Source organism: Streptomyces sp. CA-106110 (assembly GCF_050936285.1).
GTDB lineage: Bacteria > Actinomycetota > Actinomycetes > Streptomycetales > Streptomycetaceae > Streptomyces.
In genome coordinates this window covers 4,697,113-4,714,702 of record NZ_JBNJNB010000001.1, presented here as the reverse complement: position 1 = coordinate 4,714,702, position 17,590 = coordinate 4,697,113, and the positions used below count along the sequence as shown (strand labels likewise).

General features: G+C 71.8%; 20 protein-coding genes. 13 read left to right on the top strand and 7 right to left on the bottom strand.

Annotated features, from left to right (window positions below):
• Positions 1-43: 43 nt before the first annotated feature.
• Genes ACQEXA_RS21675 through ACQEXA_RS21660 form a run of 4 tightly spaced genes read left to right on the top strand, consistent with a single transcriptional unit; the run spans position 44 to position 3,513 of the window.
• Positions 44-967 (top strand): ABC transporter ATP-binding protein, encoded by a 924-nt coding sequence (locus ACQEXA_RS21675; protein WP_432932168.1) that lies wholly within the window; start codon positions 44-46, stop codon positions 965-967.
• The gene (locus tag ACQEXA_RS21670) at positions 964-1,704 is read left to right on the top strand and encodes an ABC transporter permease (protein WP_360998708.1); all 741 of its coding nucleotides are present in this window, start codon (positions 964-966) and stop codon (positions 1,702-1,704) included. The genes ACQEXA_RS21675 and ACQEXA_RS21670 overlap by 4 nt, the downstream gene beginning before the upstream one ends.
• Positions 1,701-2,888: a sensor histidine kinase gene (locus ACQEXA_RS21665; protein ID WP_432932170.1), complete on the top strand. Its 1,188-nt coding sequence runs from the start codon at positions 1,701-1,703 to the stop codon at positions 2,886-2,888. Before ACQEXA_RS21670 ends, ACQEXA_RS21665 begins: the two co-directional genes overlap by 4 nt.
• A 10-nt stretch (positions 2,889-2,898) precedes the next feature.
• Entirely contained in the window at positions 2,899-3,513 is a 615-nt protein-coding gene (locus ACQEXA_RS21660) for a response regulator transcription factor (protein WP_359396688.1), read from the top strand.
• Positions 3,514-3,553: 40 nt separating this feature from the next.
• On the opposite strand, the gene ACQEXA_RS21655 is transcribed toward ACQEXA_RS21660, so the two are convergent.
• Both ACQEXA_RS21655 and ACQEXA_RS21650 read right to left on the bottom strand, forming a co-directional pair.
• Positions 3,554-4,405 carry a transglutaminase-like domain-containing protein gene (locus ACQEXA_RS21655; RefSeq protein ID WP_432932172.1) on the bottom strand — a complete coding sequence of 284 codons (852 nt, stop codon included), beginning with the start codon at positions 4,403-4,405 and terminating at the stop codon, positions 3,554-3,556.
• Positions 4,406-4,422: 17 nt separating this feature from the next.
• Positions 4,423-5,472 (bottom strand): GNAT family N-acetyltransferase, encoded by a 1,050-nt coding sequence (locus ACQEXA_RS21650; RefSeq protein WP_432932174.1) that lies wholly within the window; start codon positions 5,470-5,472, stop codon positions 4,423-4,425.
• Between the two features lie 140 nt (positions 5,473-5,612).
• On the opposite strand from ACQEXA_RS21650, the gene fdxA reads away from it, so the two are divergent.
• A complete protein-coding gene (gene fdxA / locus ACQEXA_RS21645; protein ID WP_043443616.1) occupies positions 5,613-5,933 on the top strand; it encodes a ferredoxin in 321 nt (106 codons plus the stop codon).
• A 153-nt stretch (positions 5,934-6,086) separates the two neighbouring features.
• The gene (locus ACQEXA_RS21640; RefSeq protein ID WP_432932176.1) at positions 6,087-7,178 is read left to right on the top strand and encodes a bifunctional succinyldiaminopimelate transaminase/glutamate-prephenate aminotransferase; all 1,092 of its coding nucleotides are present in this window, start codon (positions 6,087-6,089) and stop codon (positions 7,176-7,178) included.
• A gap of 67 nt (positions 7,179-7,245) precedes the next feature.
• On the opposite strand, the gene ACQEXA_RS21635 is transcribed toward ACQEXA_RS21640, so the two are convergent.
• Positions 7,246-7,677 carry an ATP-binding protein gene (locus tag ACQEXA_RS21635; RefSeq protein ID WP_432932178.1) on the bottom strand — a complete coding sequence of 144 codons (432 nt, stop codon included), beginning with the start codon at positions 7,675-7,677 and terminating at the stop codon, positions 7,246-7,248.
• Between the two features lie 324 nt (positions 7,678-8,001).
• On the bottom strand, positions 8,002-8,958 hold the full coding sequence (locus tag ACQEXA_RS21630) for a heavy metal transporter (protein WP_432932180.1): 957 nt from the start codon (positions 8,956-8,958) through the stop codon (positions 8,002-8,004).
• 95 nt (positions 8,959-9,053) lie between these two features.
• On the opposite strand from ACQEXA_RS21630, the gene dapE reads away from it, so the two are divergent.
• Together dapE and ACQEXA_RS21620 are read left to right on the top strand one after the other, a co-directional pair.
• Positions 9,054-10,133: a succinyl-diaminopimelate desuccinylase gene (dapE, locus tag ACQEXA_RS21625; protein ID WP_432932182.1), complete on the top strand. Its 1,080-nt coding sequence runs from the start codon at positions 9,054-9,056 to the stop codon at positions 10,131-10,133.
• Positions 10,134-10,245: 112 nt separating this feature from the next.
• Positions 10,246-11,004, top strand: coding sequence for a TIGR00730 family Rossman fold protein (locus tag ACQEXA_RS21620; protein WP_359396673.1), 759 nt, complete (start codon positions 10,246-10,248; stop codon positions 11,002-11,004).
• A gap of 78 nt (positions 11,005-11,082) precedes the next feature.
• On the opposite strand, the gene folP is transcribed toward ACQEXA_RS21620, so the two are convergent.
• Complete coding sequence (folP, locus tag ACQEXA_RS21615; RefSeq protein WP_432932184.1) at positions 11,083-11,943, bottom strand: dihydropteroate synthase; 861 nt, start codon at positions 11,941-11,943, stop codon at positions 11,083-11,085.
• Between the two features lie 151 nt (positions 11,944-12,094).
• On the opposite strand from folP, the gene ACQEXA_RS21610 reads away from it, so the two are divergent.
• Together ACQEXA_RS21610 and ACQEXA_RS21605 are read left to right on the top strand one after the other, a co-directional pair.
• Positions 12,095-12,442: a DivIVA domain-containing protein gene (locus tag ACQEXA_RS21610; protein ID WP_359396668.1), complete on the top strand. Its 348-nt coding sequence runs from the start codon at positions 12,095-12,097 to the stop codon at positions 12,440-12,442.
• Positions 12,439-13,020 carry a DNA-3-methyladenine glycosylase I gene (locus ACQEXA_RS21605; RefSeq protein ID WP_432932186.1) on the top strand — a complete coding sequence of 194 codons (582 nt, stop codon included), beginning with the start codon at positions 12,439-12,441 and terminating at the stop codon, positions 13,018-13,020. The genes ACQEXA_RS21610 and ACQEXA_RS21605 overlap by 4 nt, the downstream gene beginning before the upstream one ends.
• 21 nt (positions 13,021-13,041) lie before the next feature.
• On the opposite strand, the gene ACQEXA_RS21600 is transcribed toward ACQEXA_RS21605, so the two are convergent.
• Complete coding sequence (locus ACQEXA_RS21600) at positions 13,042-13,845, bottom strand: enoyl-CoA hydratase/isomerase family protein (protein ID WP_432939524.1); 804 nt, start codon at positions 13,843-13,845, stop codon at positions 13,042-13,044.
• Positions 13,846-14,214: 369 nt separating this feature from the next.
• On the opposite strand from ACQEXA_RS21600, the gene ACQEXA_RS21595 reads away from it, so the two are divergent.
• Positions 14,215-14,382, top strand: coding sequence for a DUF3117 domain-containing protein (locus ACQEXA_RS21595; RefSeq protein WP_003966491.1), 168 nt, complete (start codon positions 14,215-14,217; stop codon positions 14,380-14,382).
• Positions 14,383-14,527: 145 nt separating this feature from the next.
• On the opposite strand, the gene ACQEXA_RS21590 is transcribed toward ACQEXA_RS21595, so the two are convergent.
• Entirely contained in the window at positions 14,528-15,226 is a 699-nt protein-coding gene (locus ACQEXA_RS21590; RefSeq protein ID WP_359396768.1) for an O-methyltransferase, read from the bottom strand.
• A gap of 151 nt (positions 15,227-15,377) precedes the next feature.
• Here ACQEXA_RS21590 and sigE point away from each other — a divergent pair, with 151 nt between their 5' ends.
• Positions 15,378-16,148: an RNA polymerase sigma factor SigE gene (sigE, locus tag ACQEXA_RS21585; protein ID WP_432939528.1), complete on the top strand. Its 771-nt coding sequence runs from the start codon at positions 15,378-15,380 to the stop codon at positions 16,146-16,148.
• Positions 16,145-17,140 carry an anti-sigma factor family protein gene (locus ACQEXA_RS21580; RefSeq protein WP_432932188.1) on the top strand — a complete coding sequence of 332 codons (996 nt, stop codon included), beginning with the start codon at positions 16,145-16,147 and terminating at the stop codon, positions 17,138-17,140. Before sigE ends, ACQEXA_RS21580 begins: the two co-directional genes overlap by 4 nt.
• Positions 17,141-17,590: the final 450 nt, after the last annotated feature.

The following is a 17,590-nucleotide window of genomic DNA, read 5'->3' as shown; positions in this document are numbered from 1 at the left end:
CTGGCACTGCTCCGCGGCACCACCGCGCGGCGACGATGGGGTCATGACGACGACAACTGCGGTCACCACAACGGTGGTCGCGTTCGACCAGGTGACCAAGGCCTACGGGAGCGTCCGGGCCGTCGACGGTCTGACGCTCGACCTGCACCCGGGCGAGACGGTGGCCCTCCTGGGGCCCAACGGCGCGGGCAAGTCCACCACTCTCGACCTGCTCCTCGGGCTCAAGCAGGCGGACAGCGGCACGGTCCGCGTGTTCGGGACCGGTCCGCGCGAAGCCATAGTCGCCGGACGCGTGGGCGCCATGCTGCAGAGCGGCGGCCTGATGGACGAGGTCACGGTCGCCGAACTGGTCAAGCTCGCCTGCGACCTGCACCCGAAGTCGTACAAGATCGACGATGTGCTCACTCGCGCGGGCATCGCGCAGATCGCCGGCCGCAAGGTCAACAGGCTCTCCGGCGGCCAGGCCCAGCGTGTCCGCTTCGCCCTCGCCACCGCGGGCGACAGCGACCTCATCGTCCTGGACGAGCCGACCACCGGCATGGACGTCTCCGCCCGCCAGGCGTTCTGGGCCACCATGCGGGAACAGGCGGACGAGGGGCGTACGGTCCTGTTCGCCACGCACTACCTCGAAGAGGCCGACGCGATCGCCGACCGGGTGCTCGTCCTGCACCGCGGGCGCCTCCTCGCCGACGGGACCGGCGCCGAGATCAAGGCGAAGGCCGGTGCCCGCCGTATCTCCTTCGATCTGGAGGGCTCGATCGACGAGGCCCCGCTGCGTGCGCTGCCCTTCCTCACCGTGATGGACATCTCCGGGCAGACGGTCCGCATCCAGTCCACCGACGCCGACGCCACCGTCCACGCCCTGTACGGCCTCGGTGTCTACCCCCGCAATCTCGAAGTGGCCGGGCTCGGGCTCGAGCAGGCATTCGTCGCCATCACCGAGGCCGAGGAGGCCAAGCAGTCGTGAGCAGCCTGATCAAGCTGGAACTGGCCAGGGCCCTGCGCAACCGCAAGTTCCTGTTCTTCTCCGTGCTGTACCCGTCGCTCCTCTTCCTGCTCATCGCGGGCAAGGCCGACAGCGTGACCAAGGTCGACGGCACCGGCCTGACGATCCCGACCTACATGATGGTCTCGATGGCGTCCTTCGGCGCACTGACCGCCGTCCTGATGGGCAACAGCGAGCGCATCGCCAAGGAGCGCGAGAGCGGCTGGGTCCGGCAGCTGCGGCTGACCCCCCTCCCGGGGCGCGGCTACGTCCTCGCCAAGACCGCCAGTGCGGCCGTCGTCAGCCTGCCGTCCATCGTGATCGTCTTCGTGGTCGCCTCGGCCGTGAAGCACGTCCGCCTCGAGGCCTGGCAGTGGCTCGCCCTCACCGGCGCGATCTGGGCCGGCAGCCTCGTCTTCGCCGCCCTCGGCGTGGCCATCGGCTATCTCGCCAGCGGGGACGCGGTCCGCCCGATCACGATGATCATCTACTTCGGGCTGTCGCTGCTGGGCGGCCTGTGGATGCCCGCGACCACCTTCCCGCAGTGGCTGCAGGACATCGCCAAGTGGCTGCCCACCCACGCGTACGCTGCTCTGGGGCAGGCCATCGAGGAGAGCCGGGCCCCGCACGCACAGGACATCGCCATCCTCGTCGCCTTCTTCGCCCTGTTCGCGGGCGGCGCGGCCTGGCTGTACCGGAAGGACACCTTGAAGGCGTGAGCGCCATGACGGACGACCTGCGGTCCGACGAGGTCCGGTCGGAGCGGCTGATACGCCTGAGTCAGCCGCCCCGCAACCGGCCTGAGCTGCTGCGCAAGACGCTGTGGATCGGTGTCTGGCTGGTCTTCCTCAGCTCGCCGGTCCACGACCTCGCCTCCGGCAACCACACCACCGGCGGCACCGTGGCCGGCTGGCTGGGCCTCGCGGCCTTCGTCGGGGTCTATCTCACGCTGGTCTTCCGCAACATGGGTCGGCCGTTCTCCGGGACGTACGTCAGCATCCTCATCGTCCTTCTCGCCGCGCTCGCCGCCCTGCTCTGCTTCACACTCGGCTCGGCCTGGATCGGCCTCTTCGTCTACGTCTCCGTCGCCTGCGGGGCGGCCCTGCCGCTTCGCATGGCCTACTGGGCGATCCCGGCGACGACCGCCGAGATGCTGCTCGTCGGACTGCATATCGGCGAGAAGCACGCGTGGAACATGATCCTCCTGGTGTTGCTCATCGGGTTCGCGATGACAGGCGTCGGCCAGCTGGTGCGCACGACGATCGAGTTGCGCAAGGCGCGGGCCACCGTCGCCCAGCTCGCGGCCAACGAGGAGCGGCTGCGTCTGGCCCGCGATCTGCACGACCTGCTCGGGCACTCGCTGTCGCTGATCACCCTGAAGAGCGAGCTCGCCGGCCGTATGCTCCCCGACCACCCCGACAAGGCGGCCCAGCAGGTCGCCGACATCGAACAGGTCAGCCGCCAGGCCCTCGTCGATGTGCGCGAGGCGGTCGCGGGCTACCGGCGTCCGCGCCTGGCCGCCGAACTCGCGGGAGCGCAGGTCGCCTTGACGGCGGCTGCGGTCACCGCAGACGTACCCGCGGAGCCCGACCTCTCGGGTGTCGCCCAGGACAGCGAGTCCGCCCTCGCCTGGGCGCTGCGCGAGGCGGTCACCAACGTCGTGCGGCACAGCGGCGCGGCGCGCTGCACGGTGGAGGTGCTCAGACGGCAGACCCTGGACGGGCAGGTACTGGAGCTCTCCGTGGACGACGACGGCTCCGGCGGCTCGGGCAAGGGCCCGGGCAACGGCCTGACCGGTCTGACCGAGCGGCTGGAGAAGGCCGGCGGGACGCTGGAGGCGGGCCGCGCGAAGCACGGCTTCCGGCTGGTCGCGCGCGTGCCCGTGGGCGGTGCCAGGCCGTAGGATCCGGGGCATGAGCCGCACGATCAAGGTCCTGCTCGCCGAGGACCAGTCGATGGTCCGGGAGGCGCTGGCCGCCCTGCTGGGTCTGGAGGAGGACATCGAGGTCGTCGCCCAGGTCGCCCGCGGCGACGAGGTGCTGGCGGCGGCGCGCGCCCACGACGTGGACGTGGCGCTCCTGGACATCGAGATGCCCGGTGCGACCGGGATCGAGGCGGCGGCCGGGCTCCAGCGGGAGCTTCCGGCCCTCAAGGTGGTCGTCCTCACCACCTTCGGGCGTCCCGGCTATCTGCGCTCGGCGATGGAGGCGGGCGCCGACGCCTTCCTGGTGAAGGACGCGCCCGCGGCCCAACTCGCCGAGGCGGTGCGGAAGGTGCTCGCCGGCGAGCGCGTCATCGACCCCACGCTGGCCGCGGCCGCCCTGGCCGACGGCGCCAACCCGCTGACCGACCGCGAACGCGACGTCCTGCGCGCGGCGGCGGACGGCTCCACCAACGCGGAGCTGGCCGCGGCCCTGCACCTGTCCCAGGGCACGGTCCGCAACTACCTCTCCACGGCCATCCAGAAACTGGCGGTTCGCAACAGGGCGGAGGCCGTCCGGATCGCACGGGAGAAGGGCTGGCTGTAGCCGCCTGGCCCGCGTGCGATCCCGAAGGAGCGGGGAGGCCTCAGTTCAGCCTTGCCCGGGCTGCCCTGGCCTGCCCCCGTACCTGATCGGCGGCCGTTTCGTCGACGGCGGACACCAGGTCCGCGTAGGCGTCGAGCTCCACAGCCCCCTGTACGAAGTCGCCCCGCTGGACCAGCAGCTGCGCGCGCTCGTAGCGCAGCCGGGCCGGATGCGCGGGGAGCAGCAACGACAACTCGACCGCCCACAGGGCCACATCGGACCGCTCGGGCCGGGCGGCGGCCCACGCGCGGATGTTGTTCAGCACCCGCAGCACGACGTCCAGCGAATCCGCCGGCGCCAGCATCGACGGGTCGAGCGGCGCTCCCGTGGCCCCGGCGACCAGCATCTCGGCGTCGCTGCCGGTCAGCACCCGCCCCCCGTCGAAGGGGTCGGCCAGCACCTGGTCCTCCTGCGTCCCGAACCCGACGACGAAGTGCCCGGGCAGCGCGACCCCGTACACCGGCGCACCGGCCCGCCGGGCCACCTCGATCCACACCACCGAGAGCAGGATCGGCAGCCCCTGTCGCCGCCGCAGCACCTCGTGCAGCAGCGAGGACTGCAGCCGCTCGTAGTCGGCGAGCGTGCCGTGGAAGCCGTAGCGCGCCCCGAGGAGGTCGGCGAGCGCGACGGCCCAGGAACGGGGGCCGCCCGGCCCGAACGGGAGCTGTCCGGCCAGCCGGTCCAGCTCCATCTGCGCGCCGTCCATCCCCGCCTCGTCCAGCGCTCCGTCCGCGGCGGCTCCCACGAGCAGGCAGAGGGTCGTGAGATCGGGCTGCGCGCAGCGGGCCTCCTCGCCGAACCGCCGACGCACCTCGGCGGCCCGTTCCGGCTCCGGGGGATAGGGGGATTGCATGACGGCCTCGAAACCTCTCACCCCACCGGACCGGACCGCGCGACCGCCGGGCCGCCCGCGTCCGGACCGCGGGAGCCCTCCGGCTCCCGGTAGTGGTGATAAGCATGATGCGCCCCGAAGCCCAGTCGTGCGTACAGGGCCCGGGCGCCCGCGTTATCCCTCTCCACCTGGAGCCACGCCGCCGAGGCGCCCTCGTCGAGGGCCTGCCGGGCCAGCGCGGCCATCACGGCCGTGGCCAGTCCCCGGCGACGCAGGTCCGGGTCGACCTCCACCGCCCCGAAGCCGGCCCACCGGCCGTCCACCACGCACCGCCCGATCGCCGCCGGAGGCGCACCCTCCGGCCCCGGTACCGTCGCGAACCAGACCGAGGGCCCGCTGCCCAGCACCTTCAGGGCCACCTCGCCGAGACCCTTGCGCTGATAGCGGGCGAGCCACGTCTCGTCGGCCGTGCGCGAGAGCACCACCCCGGGGGCCTCACGGTCCGCCACGGGCGCCAGGGCACCGGTCCACACCTCCGCGGTCACCTCCCGCGTCCACCCCCGGGCCTCCAGTTCCGCGCACAGCAGTTCCTGGGTGCCCTCCGCCCCCGTCGCCGTCTGCAGGTACGCGGGCAGGCCGCGGGCCGCGTACCAGCTCCGCACGGCCGTCAGGGCCTCGTCCAGCGGCAGCCCGGGGTCACCGAGCGGCAGCACCGAATTGGCCCGGCGCGTGAATCCGGCGGCGGCGCGCAGCTCCCAGTCACCGAGGCGCTCCCGTTCGACCGGCTGCCAGGCCCGGGCGGAGATCCGCGCGAGCTCCTCGTACGACGTCGCCGGGCCCGTACGGCGGACCCGGGCCGGGGGCACCACCTTGCCCGCGACCAGGGAGGACTCCGTGATCCGGACGGTCTTTCCGTCGCGTTGCGTGATCAGCAGCACACCCTTGTCCCATGATGTGAGAACTCCGACCGTGTCGGTGAACTTCTCACCCTCGGTGGCATGTTCGCTCCACCGCCGTACGGAGACGCGTTTCCCCACGTCAGCAGTGGTGATACGGACCACGAGTCGTCCGCCCGCAGAGATTTCCACAGGTCAGTTCACCCCTCCTGTTCGGATCATGCCCAGGAACGGAGATACTAGGTGCGGGCATCGACGACGCCGCGCTCCCGCGCGCCAGGCGGCGGAGCCTGAGGAGGCCCGCCAGCGCCCTACCGAGGAGGAACGACAGCGTGACCTACGTCATCGCAGAGCCTTGTGTCGACGTCAAGGACAAGGCGTGCATCGAGGAGTGCCCGGTCGACTGCATCTACGAGGGCCAGCGGTCCTTGTACATCCACCCGGACGAATGCGTCGACTGTGGAGCCTGCGAGCCGGTGTGCCCGGTCGAGGCGATCTTCTACGAGGATGACACGCCCGAGGAGTGGAAGGACTACTACAAGGCGAACGTCGAGTTCTTCGACGAGCTCGGCTCGCCCGGTGGCGCCAGCAAGCTGGGGCTGATCGAGCGCGATCACCCCTTCATCGCGGCGCTGCCCCCGATGAACCAGTAAGCGGCCCGCACAACCGGCTTCAGCGGCCCGGAAGCCGATGAGCCGGTGCCGTCTCGGTCCCGTACGGCGCTCGCGCCGCACGGGACCGTGGCGTTTGGCGCCCGTACGCTCGTAGGGGGCGCCCGTCGTACCCAGAAAGTGAGCCCGATCCCCGTGTCCGCAGTATCCGACCGCCTTCCGGTCTTCCCCTGGGACAAGCTCGAGCCGTACAAGAAGACGGCCGCCGCGCACCCGGGCGGAATCGTCGACCTGTCCGTCGGCACCCCGGTCGACCCGGTCCCCGAGCTGATCCAGAAAGCGCTTGTCGCGGCGGCGGACTCCCCGGGCTATCCGACGGTCTGGGGCACGCCCGAGCTGCGGGACGCGATCACGGGCTGGCTGGAGCGCCGCCTCGGCGCCCGTGACGTCACCCACCGCCATGTCCTGCCCATCGTCGGCTCCAAGGAGCTCGTGGCCTGGTTCCCGACCCAGCTCGGCCTCGGCCCCGGCGACACGGTCGCCTACCCGCGCCTGGCCTACCCGACCTACGAGGTCGGCGCGCGCCTGGCCCGCGCGGACCACGTGGCCTACGACGACCCGACCGAGCTGGACCCCGCGAACCTGAAGCTGCTCTGGCTCAACTCGCCGTCGAACCCGACGGGCAGGGTGCTGGCCAAGGAGGAGCTCACCCGGATCGTGGCCTGGGCGCGTGAGCACGGCGTCCTGGTCTTCTCCGACGAGTGCTACCTCGAGCTGGGCTGGGACGCCGACCCGGTCTCGGTCCTGCACCCGGACGTCTGCCAGGGGTCGTACGAGGGCATCGTCGCGGTCCACTCCCTGTCCAAGCGGTCGAACCTGGCGGGCTACCGGGCGGCGTTCCTCGCGGGCGACCCGGCGGTGCTGGGCCCCCTCCTGGAGATCCGCAAGCACGGCGGCATGATGACCTCGGCGCCGACCCAGGCCGCGGTCGTGGCCGCGCTGGGCGACGACACGCATGTCCGCGAGCAGCGTGAGCGCTACGCGGCCCGCCGCACGGTCCTGCGGGACGCCCTCCTGAAGCACGGCTTCCGCATCGAGCACAGCGAAGCGAGCCTGTATCTGTGGGCGACCCGCGACGAGTCCTGCTGGGACACGGTCGCCCACCTCGCCGACCTGGGGATCCTGGTCGCCCCGGGGGACTTCTACGGCCCCGCGGGCGAGGCGTTCGTACGAGTGGCCCTCACGGCGACGGACGAGCGCGTCGCGGCAGCGGTGGAGCGGCTCTAAGGCCGCGATACGAGCAGGAGGGGCCCAGGGCGGCTCCCTGTACCCCTCCGTCGTAGCGCTGTGCCACTCAGCCACCCAGCGGCAGACCCTGCACCGGCAGCTGCCGGCCCGGCAGTCCGGTCTTGGCGGCACCGCCGAGCAGACCGCCGGCCTGCCCTGCCGCGTCCCCGGCCGCCTTCTGCGCCATCGGCGCCGCGGTTCCGACGAGCCTGCCGCCGGCGTTGTTCGCGGCCGGGACGGCCTGCTTGACCGCCTTGCCGCCGGCCTGGACCGCCTGGCCACCGGCGTCACCCGCGAGCCCGGAGACCTTCTGGGTCGCGCTGTCGACGGTGGTGCCGACCTGTGCGTTGTCCAGGGCGGTCAGCCCGGCGAGGTTCGGGGTGGCCGGCAGATCGGTCGTCGCCGCGCTGGCGGAGCCGGCCGCACCGACCACGGGCGCCGCCCCCGCTGCGATCAGCAGCGCGGCACGGGCGATCCGGCGGGTCAGGGGGAGGGACATGGTGCTCCTTAGACGGGAGAGAACGGTGAAGTGCCCGGCTCTGTCCGGCAGTTGATCATTCCGGGCTCGGACGCAGTGACTACCGCTCGAAGCCCGCGAAGGTTGCGGTGCGCCCATGTAAAGAGTTGGCAATGCGTCGCATTATCGGCTGGGGATGAAATCGGGCAAACGGCATCCCGCCGGAAAGCCCCCCGAATCCCTGCAGCCCTTTGTTCTCAAGGATTTCGGGGTCTGCAGGGGGATGCGTGAAAAAGGTGGCGCGCCTCGTCGACGAGGCGCGCCGCGCACAACTCGGAGGGGTGAGAACCCGTACTGCTGCCCGATCTACTCGCCGGTGACGATACGGACTTCGGCGGCCGCAGACTTGGCGTCCGACCCACCCGCCGTACGCCACTCGTTCGCGAAGCCTCCGCGCGACCACTCACGGCCGTCGAAGGAGACGCGGGCGATGTGCAGCGCCGACGAGTTGGCCACGGCCCAGTGCGCCAGCTCCCAGCCGCGCTGGCGGACGGTGCCCGAGGCGGTGGACTTCCGGGGCACCGGGACCGTCACCGCGTTGCCGGCCGTCTTCGCGGTCACGGTGGGGGAGGCCGAGAGCCGGTGGGCGCCCACCTCCGCACCGGCCGTCTGGAGCACATCGCGCCCGAAGTCCCTTACCAGCGCGGCCCGTACCGCGTCCGGGCCACCGGCCGCCGTCGGCGCCGGGCGTCCCTGGCAGGTGAGCGTGGCGGGCGACCTGCCGGTGAGCGCGTCGGCGAGCAGCCTGGCGTCCGGCTCGTGCTTCGCGTACGCCTCCGGATAGCCGCTGCGCTGCACACGCTGCGCGGCGACGGTCAGCGGCAGCTCCTTGTAGTCGGGCACCTTGGCCAGGTGCTGGTAGAAGACGCCCGCCGCGTACGTCGGGTCCATGATCTGGTCCCGGCTGCCCCAGCCCTGTGACGGGCGCTGCTGGAACAGGCCGAGCGAGTCCCGGTCGCCGTGCTCGATATTGCGCAGGCCCGACTCCTGGAGCGCGGTCGCGAGCGCGATGGTCACCGCCCGCTCGGGCAGGCCGCGCGTGGTGCCGACGGCGGAGATCGTCGCCGCGTTGACCGCCTGCTCCGGGGTGAAGTCGTACGACGTTCCGTCGGTCTCGCCCGAGACGACCGTGCATCTGGGCGCGGCGGAGCCGGTGAGGTACTGGACGACGAGATAGCCCGCGACGGCGAGCAGGGCCACGAAAGCCGCCCCGAAACGGAGAAGGCGGCCGCGACGCTTGAGGTTGGGGGACGGCTCTGGCACGCGTACAAGGTACTGGAGGCGTCTCGGGACGCCGCCCGAGGTTGTGGACAACTCGTGGGGCAGCGGGCGCGGTCCGGCGCGCTAGGGTCGACATCATGGCCGATACCCCCCTTGACCTCACGCTGGACGCCGCGCGGCTGACCGCGCAGCTCGTCGACTTCCCCTCCGAGAGCGGCGCTGAGAAGCCCCTCGCGGACGCGATCGAAAGCGCACTGCGCGCCCTGCCGCACCTGGCGGTCGAGCGGTACGGCAACAACGTCGTGGCGCGGACGGGCCTGGGGCGGCCGGAGCGCGTCATCCTGGCGGGACACATCGACACGGTCCCGATCGCGGACAACGTGCCCTCCCGCCTGGACGCGGACGGTGTGCTGTGGGGGTGTGGCACCTGCGACATGAAGTCGGGCGTCGCCGTTCAGCTCCGTATCGCGGCGACGGTCCCGGAGCCCAACCGCGACCTCACGTTCGTCTTCTACGACAACGAAGAGGTCGACGCCCACCTGAACGGTCTGGGACATGTGGCCAAGACCCATCCCGACTGGCTGGAGGGCGACTTCGCGGTGCTGCTGGAGCCCTCCGACGGCCAGGTCGAGGGCGGTTGCCAGGGCACGCTGCGGGTGCTGCTGAAGACGAGGGGCGAGCGGGCGCACTCGGCGCGCAGCTGGATGGGCGCGAACGCGATCCACGCGGCGGCCCCGATCCTGGCCCGCCTGGCCGCGTACGAGCCGCGGTACCCGGTGATCGACGGCCTGGAGTACCGGGAGGGCCTGAACGCGGTCGGCGTCTCGGGCGGGGTGGCGGGGAACGTGATCCCCGACGAGTGCGTGGTCACGGTCAACTTCCGTTACGCCCCGGACCGCACCGAGGAGGAGGCGGTCGCCCATGTCCGCGAGGTCTTCGCGGACTGCGGGATCGACGAGTTCGTCGTGGTCGACCACAGCGGCGGGGCGCTTCCCGGCCTCTCGCACCCGGCCGCCGCGGCGTTCATCGAAGCCGTGGGCGGCACCCCGCAGCCCAAGTACGGCTGGACGGACGTCTCCCGTTTCAGCGCGCTCGGCGTCCCGGCCGTCAACTACGGCCCGGGCAACCCGCACTTGGCGCACAAGCGGGACGAGCGCGTGGAGACGGCGAAGATCCTCGCCGGCGAGGAGCGCCTGAGGGCCTGGCTGACGTCCTGACCTGCTGCGAATGTGGGGACCGCGGCCCATGGCGGACATGCACACGTCCCCTGTCCTTAACCAGCGTGGATCTACGCTGGGGAGGAACCACCCCCGAGCGGAGGGAGCGCACATGCCTACTGGCAACCCCGAGGGGAAGAAGGTGCCGCCGGACGAGCAGCGGCTCGGTCCGGTGCTGCGCCGGCGGGACCAGGTGAAGACGAGCACCACGGACCAGCGGCTGTTGGACGAGCGCGCTCCCACCGACTGGGTGCACACCGACCCCTGGCGGGTCCTCCGGATCCAGTCGGAGTTCGTCGAGGGCTTCGGTACCCTGGCCGAACTCCCGCCCGCGATCAGCGTGTTCGGCTCGGCCCGGACACCGGTGGACTCGGCCGAGTACGAGGCCGGAGTCCGGCTCGGACGGGGACTGGTGCGGGCGGGCTGGGCGGTGATCACCGGCGGTGGCCCGGGCGCGATGGAGGCGGCGAACAAGGGCGCCTGCGAGGCGAAGGGCGTCTCGGTCGGCCTCGGCATCGAGCTGCCCTTCGAGCAGGGGCTGAACCCGTACGTCGACATCGGCCTGAACTTCCGCTACTTCTTCGTGCGCAAGATGATGTTCGTGAAGTACGCGCAGGGGTTCGTGGTGCTGCCGGGCGGCCTCGGCACGCTGGACGAGTTCTTCGAGGCCCTGACCCTGGTCCAGACCCAGAAGGTGACGCGCTTCCCGATCGTCCTCTACGGCAAGGCGTACTGGGGCGGTCTGGTGGACTGGCTGACGAACACCCTGGTGGCCCAGGGCAAGGCCTCGCAGAAGGACCTGCTCCTGTTCCACCTGACGGACGACGTGGACGAGGCCGTCGAGCTGGTCTCCAAGGAGGCGGGCCGCTAGGTCCCGGTGGACGCGGTGGCCGGGGGGAGCCCCGCGACGGGCGGGCCGGCGGGACCAGGCCCCCGGCACCCGGCGGGGCTACGCCAGACCGCGGCGGGCGACCGCCGGCGGGCGATGGCCCGCGATCGACGCCACCATGTTCAGGACCTCGCGCGTCTCCGCCACCTCGTGCACCCGGTACACCTGCGCTCCCAGCCACGCCGACACGGCCGTCGTCGCCAGGGTCCCCAGCACCCGTTCCTTCACCGGCTTGTCCAGCGTCTCGCCCACGAAGTCCTTGTTGGACAGCGACACCAGTACCGGCCATCCCGTCGCGACCATCTCGTCCAGCCGCCGCGTCGCCTCCAGGCTGTGCCGCGTGTTCTTCCCGAAGTCATGGCCCGGGTCGATCAGGACCGACTCGCGCGGTACGCCGAGCGCCACCGCCCGCTCCGCCAGCCCCAGGGTCACCTTCAGGATGTCCGTCATCACGTCGTCGTACGTCACCCGGTGCGGACGCGTCCGCGGCTGCGCACCTCCGGCGTGGGTGCACACCAGCCCCACCCGGTACCGTGCCGCGACCTCCGCGAGCCGTGGATCGACCCCGCCCCACGCGTCGTTCAGCAGATCCGCGCCCGCCTCGCACACCGCCTCGCCGACCTCGTGGCGCCAGGTGTCCACGCTGATCACCAGATCCGGGAAGCGCCGCCGTACCTCGGCGACGAAACCGACCGTCCGCCGCGCCTCCTCCTCGGCCGTGACCTCTTCTCCCGGTCCGGCCTTGACCCCGCCGATGTCGACGATCTCGGCGCCCTGGGCGACCGCCTGCTCCACGCGCGCCAGGGCGGGCTCGTCGTGGAACGTGGCCCCCTGGTCGTAGAAGGAGTCGGGGGTCCGGTTCACGATCGCCATGATCACCGGCTCGTGTGCGCCGAATTCCCGCCTGCCCAGCCTGAGCATCTCCTGTGACCTCTCCCAGTACGTCCCGTTCCTCGGTCGCCTGCGACCTTAATCGTCAGCCTGGCATGGCACGATCTGACCGAGACACAATCGACATCGGCACTTCGCGCCGGCGCACCGCGCGCCGGCACCGAGCGTGGGGACCTCACTGATGCTCATGTTCCTGTTCCTGGTCGTCGCGCTCGCCGTCGTGGTGGCCGCGGTGACACTGGCCGTGGTGGGCGGCGGCGAGAGCGCACCCCTGCCGGAGGCGGCGCCCGAGCGGCTCGAGGACCCGCTGCCGCCGGACCGCCCGGTCGGCCACGCGGACGTGGAGGCCCTGCGTTTTCCGCTCGCCCTGCGCGGTTACCGCATGGCGGACGTGGACGACGCGCTCGGCCGCCTCGGCGCCGAGATCGCCGAACGGGACGCCCGCATCGCCGACCTGGAGTCCGCGCTCGCCGGTGCCCGCGCGTCCAGAGCCGCCACCGAGGAGCGGGGCGAGGGGGACCACCGATGAGCGGCGCCGCCGTGGCCGGGCCGGACGGTGTGCTGCGCTGCCCGTGGGCCCTGTCCGCCGAGGACTACGTGGCGTACCACGACGAGGAGTGGGGCCGCCCGGTCCACGGGGACGACGCGCTGTACGAGCGGCTGTGCCTCGAGGCCTTCCAGTCCGGTCTGTCGTGGATCACGATTCTGCGCCGCCGCGAAGGTTTCCGGTCAGCCTTCGCCGACTTCCGGATCGCCAAGGTGGCCGCCTTCACGGAGGCAGACCAGGAGCGTCTGCTCGCCGACTCCGGCATCATCCGCAATCGCGCCAAGATCGAGGCGACGCTCGCCAACGCGCGCGTGCTGGCCGACTGGGCGCCGGGCGAGCTGGACGAAATGATCTGGTCGTACGCGCCCGACGGGGCCTCGCGCCCGGCGCCGATGTCCCTCGGCGACGTGCCCGCCGTCACCGCCGAGTCGACGGCCCTGTCCAAGGCCCTCAAGAAGCGCGGCATACGGTTCGTCGGCCCGACGACGGCGTACGCGCTGATGCAGGCGTGCGGGCTGGTGGACGACCACCTGGCCGACTGCGCCGCCCGGAGCAGCTGACCCGGGCGGCGCGAAGCCGCCTCAGTGGCCCACGTACTTCGGCTTCTCCTTGTTGACGAACGCCTGCACCGCGATGCCGTGGTCGTGTGAGGCGCCCGCGCGGCCCTGCAGTTCGTCCTCCTTCTCGAGAGCCTCGTCGAGGGAGTGGGAGAGCCCGTAGGCGATGGACTCCTTCAGCGCGGCGTACGCGAGCGTCGGGCCCTCGGCCAGCGACCGGGCCACCTTCTCCGCCTCCGCACGCAGCTCGGAGGCGGGGACCAGGCGGTTCGCGATCCCCCACTCGTAGGCCTGCTGGGCGCTGATGCTCCGCGGGAAGAGCAGCAGGTCGGCGGCACGGGAAGGACCGATGACGCGCGGCAGCGTCCAGGAGGTCCCGGAGTCGGCGGTGAGCGCCACCCCGGCGAACGATGTGTTGAAGGCCGCCGTGTCCGCGACGATCCGGTAGTCCGCGGCGAGCGCGAATCCGAAGCCGGCTCCGGCCGCGACCCCGTTCACGCCGGCGACCACCGGCTTAGGCGCTCCGGTCAGCGCCCGGACGATGGGGTTGTAGTGCTCCCGTACGGTGCTCATCACCGCGGTGCCGGAGCCCGCGTCCTGGGCCTGGAGCAGGCCGATGTGCTCCTTGAGGTCCTGGCCCACGCAGAACGCCCGGTCCCCGGCGGCGGTCAGCAGGATCGCCCGTACGGCCTCGTCGGCCGCCGCCTCTTGAGCCGCGTCCCGCAGGGCGGCCTTGGTCGCGATGTTCAGCGCGTTCATCGCCTCCGGACGGTTCAGCGTGATCGTCGCGAGTCCGTCGCTCACTTCGTAGAGCACGGTGTCGGCCATGGTGGTCCCCTCTGATGTCACGGCTCCGTCGTACCGGTCGGTACGTCCTGCGTCGAAGACAGCATGGCGGAGATCACCGCCAGGGAAACGAGGCGCACGTGTGACCTGCGTCAAAGAATTGCCCGCCAGGTCCGGACGGCGGGTGTTCGTGCAAGAGCGCAGTATCACAGTCACATCGCCGAATTGAGTGGTTTTGCTCGCGCGTGTTGCCCAAGCGATGCCGACTCATGTTGGTCATCGGGTCCTGAGATGCGGGATAATGGCTTGGAAGCAATGTGTTCGATGCCGGTGTCGCGTGTCCCGTGAAGGACCGTGTGCCCTTCAAGGGCCGTCGGCTGACGTGAGCTGGTTTCAGGAAGGGGAACGAGCATGGCGGCCATGAAGCCGCGGACGGGCGACGGCCCGCTCGAGGTGACCAAGGAGGGGCGGGGCATCGTCATGCGCGTTCCGCTCGAAGGCGGCGGTCGGCTCGTCGTCGAGCTGACCCCTGACGAGGCTGACGCGCTTGGCGACGCCCTCAAGAAGGTCGTCGGCTGACGCGCAAGCGACCCCAGTTCTCGGTAGCCCCGGCATCGTACGCGGTGCCGGGGTCGCTGTTTTGCAGGGGTGGGGCATCGCGTTGCCAGGGCCGGAATGCCCGCCCGGGGGGAGCGGAGTGCTCACCCTTTTGCGGTGCGCGGCCTCAGCGCTTGACCCCGCACAACAGCCCGTCGCCCACCGGAAGCAGCGAGGGCATCAGGTCCGGGCTCTCGCGCACCGCCCGCAGCAGTTCCCGCAGGCGCAGCACCTCGGTGGGCTGCGGCCCGGAGTCCACCGTGCGGCCGTTGGCGAAGACACCCTCGAAGACGACCAGCCCGCCGGGGCGCAGCAGGCGCAACGATTCAGCGAGGTAGTCGAGGACCTCGAGCCGGTCGCCGTCGCAGAAGACGAGGTCGTAGCCCGCGTCCGCGAGCCGGGGCAGAACGTCCAGGGCCCGGCCGGGGATGAACCGGGCGCGGTTGCTCGCGAAGCCACAGGCCCTGAAGGCCTGGCGGGCGAACTGCTGGTGCTCCGGTTCCGGGTCCACGGTGGTCAGCACCCCGTCCGGCCGCATGCCGTGCAGCAGATGGATCCCGGAGACGCCGCATCCGGTCCCGATCTCCGCCACCGCCTTGGCGTCCACGGTGGCGGCGAGCATCCGCAGCGCGGCGCCCGCGCCGGGAGACACCGAGCGCAACCCCGCTTCACGGGCTCGGTCGCGGGCCCAGTGCAGTGCGTCGTCCTCGGCGACATAGGCGTCGGCGAACGCCCAGCTCGTCTGCCGGTTGCCGGTAATGACCCTCTCCTGTCCCCGTGATTGCCTGGGCGTGACTGTATCCGTTGGCCCCGGGAACCCGCAGATGGGACCGGGCGTTTAGGAGAGTGGAAAGAGAAGCGGGGGAACGAGGGGGGAACGGATGGACCCGGACGCCGAGCAAGTGATGACGCAGCCACATCACCTCACATCAAATTCACGTAAAACCGCTTATCCGGAGCTAACGGGCGGGGTGGCTATGGTAGGGGCTCCACTGGACACCACCAGAGCCGACAGGGGAGGTGCGGCTGCGCCTGTGGATCGGGGAGGAGTGCTACGGCGCCTTCTCAGGTCGTCCGGCGAGCCGAAATCCGTGACCGAGATCGCTGACACCCACCACGCTGCCGACACCGCGCAGACCGCGACGTTCGCCACCGACGCGGACGCGCAGGCGTGGGCTCCGCCCACCTGGGAGGAGATCGTCAGCACTCACAGCGGCCGGGTCTACCGGTTGGCGTACCGCCTGACCGGAAACCAGCACGACGCCGAGGATCTGACCCAGGAAGTCTTCGTCCGGGTCTTCCGTTCCCTGTCGACGTACACCCCCGGCACCTTCGAGGGCTGGCTGCACCGCATCACCACGAACCTCTTCCTGGACATGGTCCGCCGCAAGCAGCGCATTCGTTTCGACGCGCTGGGCGAGGACGCGGCCGAGCGGCTCGCCAGCCGCGAGCCGACCCCGCAGCAGGTCCTCCACGACGCGCACTTCGACGCGGACGTCCAGCAGGCCCTGGACACGCTCGCGCCCGAGTTCCGCGCGGCCGTCGTCCTGTGCGACATCGAAGGACTGTCGTACGAGGAGATCGCCGCCACTCTGGGCGTCAAGCTCGGCACGGTCCGGTCCCGGATCCACCGCGGCCGCTCGCAGCTGCGCAAGGCCCTGGCGCACCGCTCGCCCGAGGCCCGCGCCGAGCGCCGGTCCTTTGTGGCCCGCGTGCCCGCGTTGGGGGGAGGGGGCGCGACCGCGTGAGTGGAACCCGTCGTCCCACACCGGCAGAGCAGCATCTGGGAGACCGTCTCTCCGCCCTCGTGGACGGAGAGCTCGGTCATGACACGCGTGAGCGCGTACTGGCCCATCTGGCCACATGCCCTAAATGCAAGGCCGAGGCCGACGCACAGCGCCGGCTGAAGAACGTCTTCGCGGAGGCGGCCCCGCCGCCGCCCTCCGAGAGCTTTCTGGCACGGCTCCAGGGCCTGCCCGCGGGAGGCGACTCCGACGGCAACGGCACACCGCTGGGCGGGGGCGGCTTCGGCGCGGGGCTCCCGTCGTCCACCGGACTGCCCTCCGGCCCCGGTGTGTTCGGAGTGCCCGGAGAATCCTTCCGGTATGTGCCCACCGGGCCGCACGTCACCGCGCTGGCGCCCTCCGAGAACCGGGCCCTTTCCGAGGACCGCGGCTTCCGGATCCATCACGTGGGCCGCCCGGACGCCGAGCGGCCGGCCTCGCGCGGGCTGCGCTTCGCCTTCGCCGCGGCGGGTGCCGTGTCGCTGGCCGCGATCGCGCTCGGCGGGGTGTCGACGGGTGCCGCCACCGACGCGAGCGTCGATGCCCGCGGTGGTTCGGGTGCCGGGAGCAATGTGACCCCGACGCGCTCGCCCGGTACGGGCGGGACCACGGGGCCCGAGGCCCAGCGCCGGCGTTCCGTCGGACCGCTGCTCGGTCAGCGAGCGCTCAACCTGGTACCTCGTGCGTCCACCCAGGCCACGGCCCCGCTGCTGCCCGGAATCGCCGCTCCGGGCGTCCAGGACACCTCGGAGATGCGTGCCCTGACCGCTCCGGTGCTCGCCGGAGCCGCCGCGATGTCTCCGCTCATACGCCCGCTCACCGACACCGCGCCGGTCACGCTGACCTCCTGGTCGGCCGCGGCCTCGGGGATCACGGCTCCCGGAGCGCCGACCGCGCCGGTGCCGGCCGCGTCTGCCACCGCATCTCCCACACCCTCTTCACACACCGCCCGCTGAACCGGCGTCTGCGCGACGGCCGGGGAACCTGGTTGAATCCAGGGCGGGCCGCGCACGCGGAGCTTTCCGGGGCGCGGAGTCGACCATCCAGCGGCGACCGCCGGCGCCGCCGTGCGCCGGGTGTGGGGGGAGCATGAACGAAGGCAGGGCGGTCCCTCCGGGGGAATCCGAGGCGCGGACGTCCGGGGTACGCGACGGTGCCGGGGTGGGCGCGGACCCGGACGCGTACGGACGCGAACCGTCCGATGCGGTGCCCGCTGAGACGTCGGCCCGCCCGCAGGACCCGGCTGCCGACGGCGAGACGCCGGATGGTGCCGCGAGCGGCGGTCGCGAGCCGATCGACGTCCCCGAGGCGCGCCCGCGAGGCATGGCCAACGCCGAGGGGGACTTCGAGCTGGCACGCCCTGCCGCGGCACGACCCGCGACCGGAACGCCGTCCGCGCCCACCGC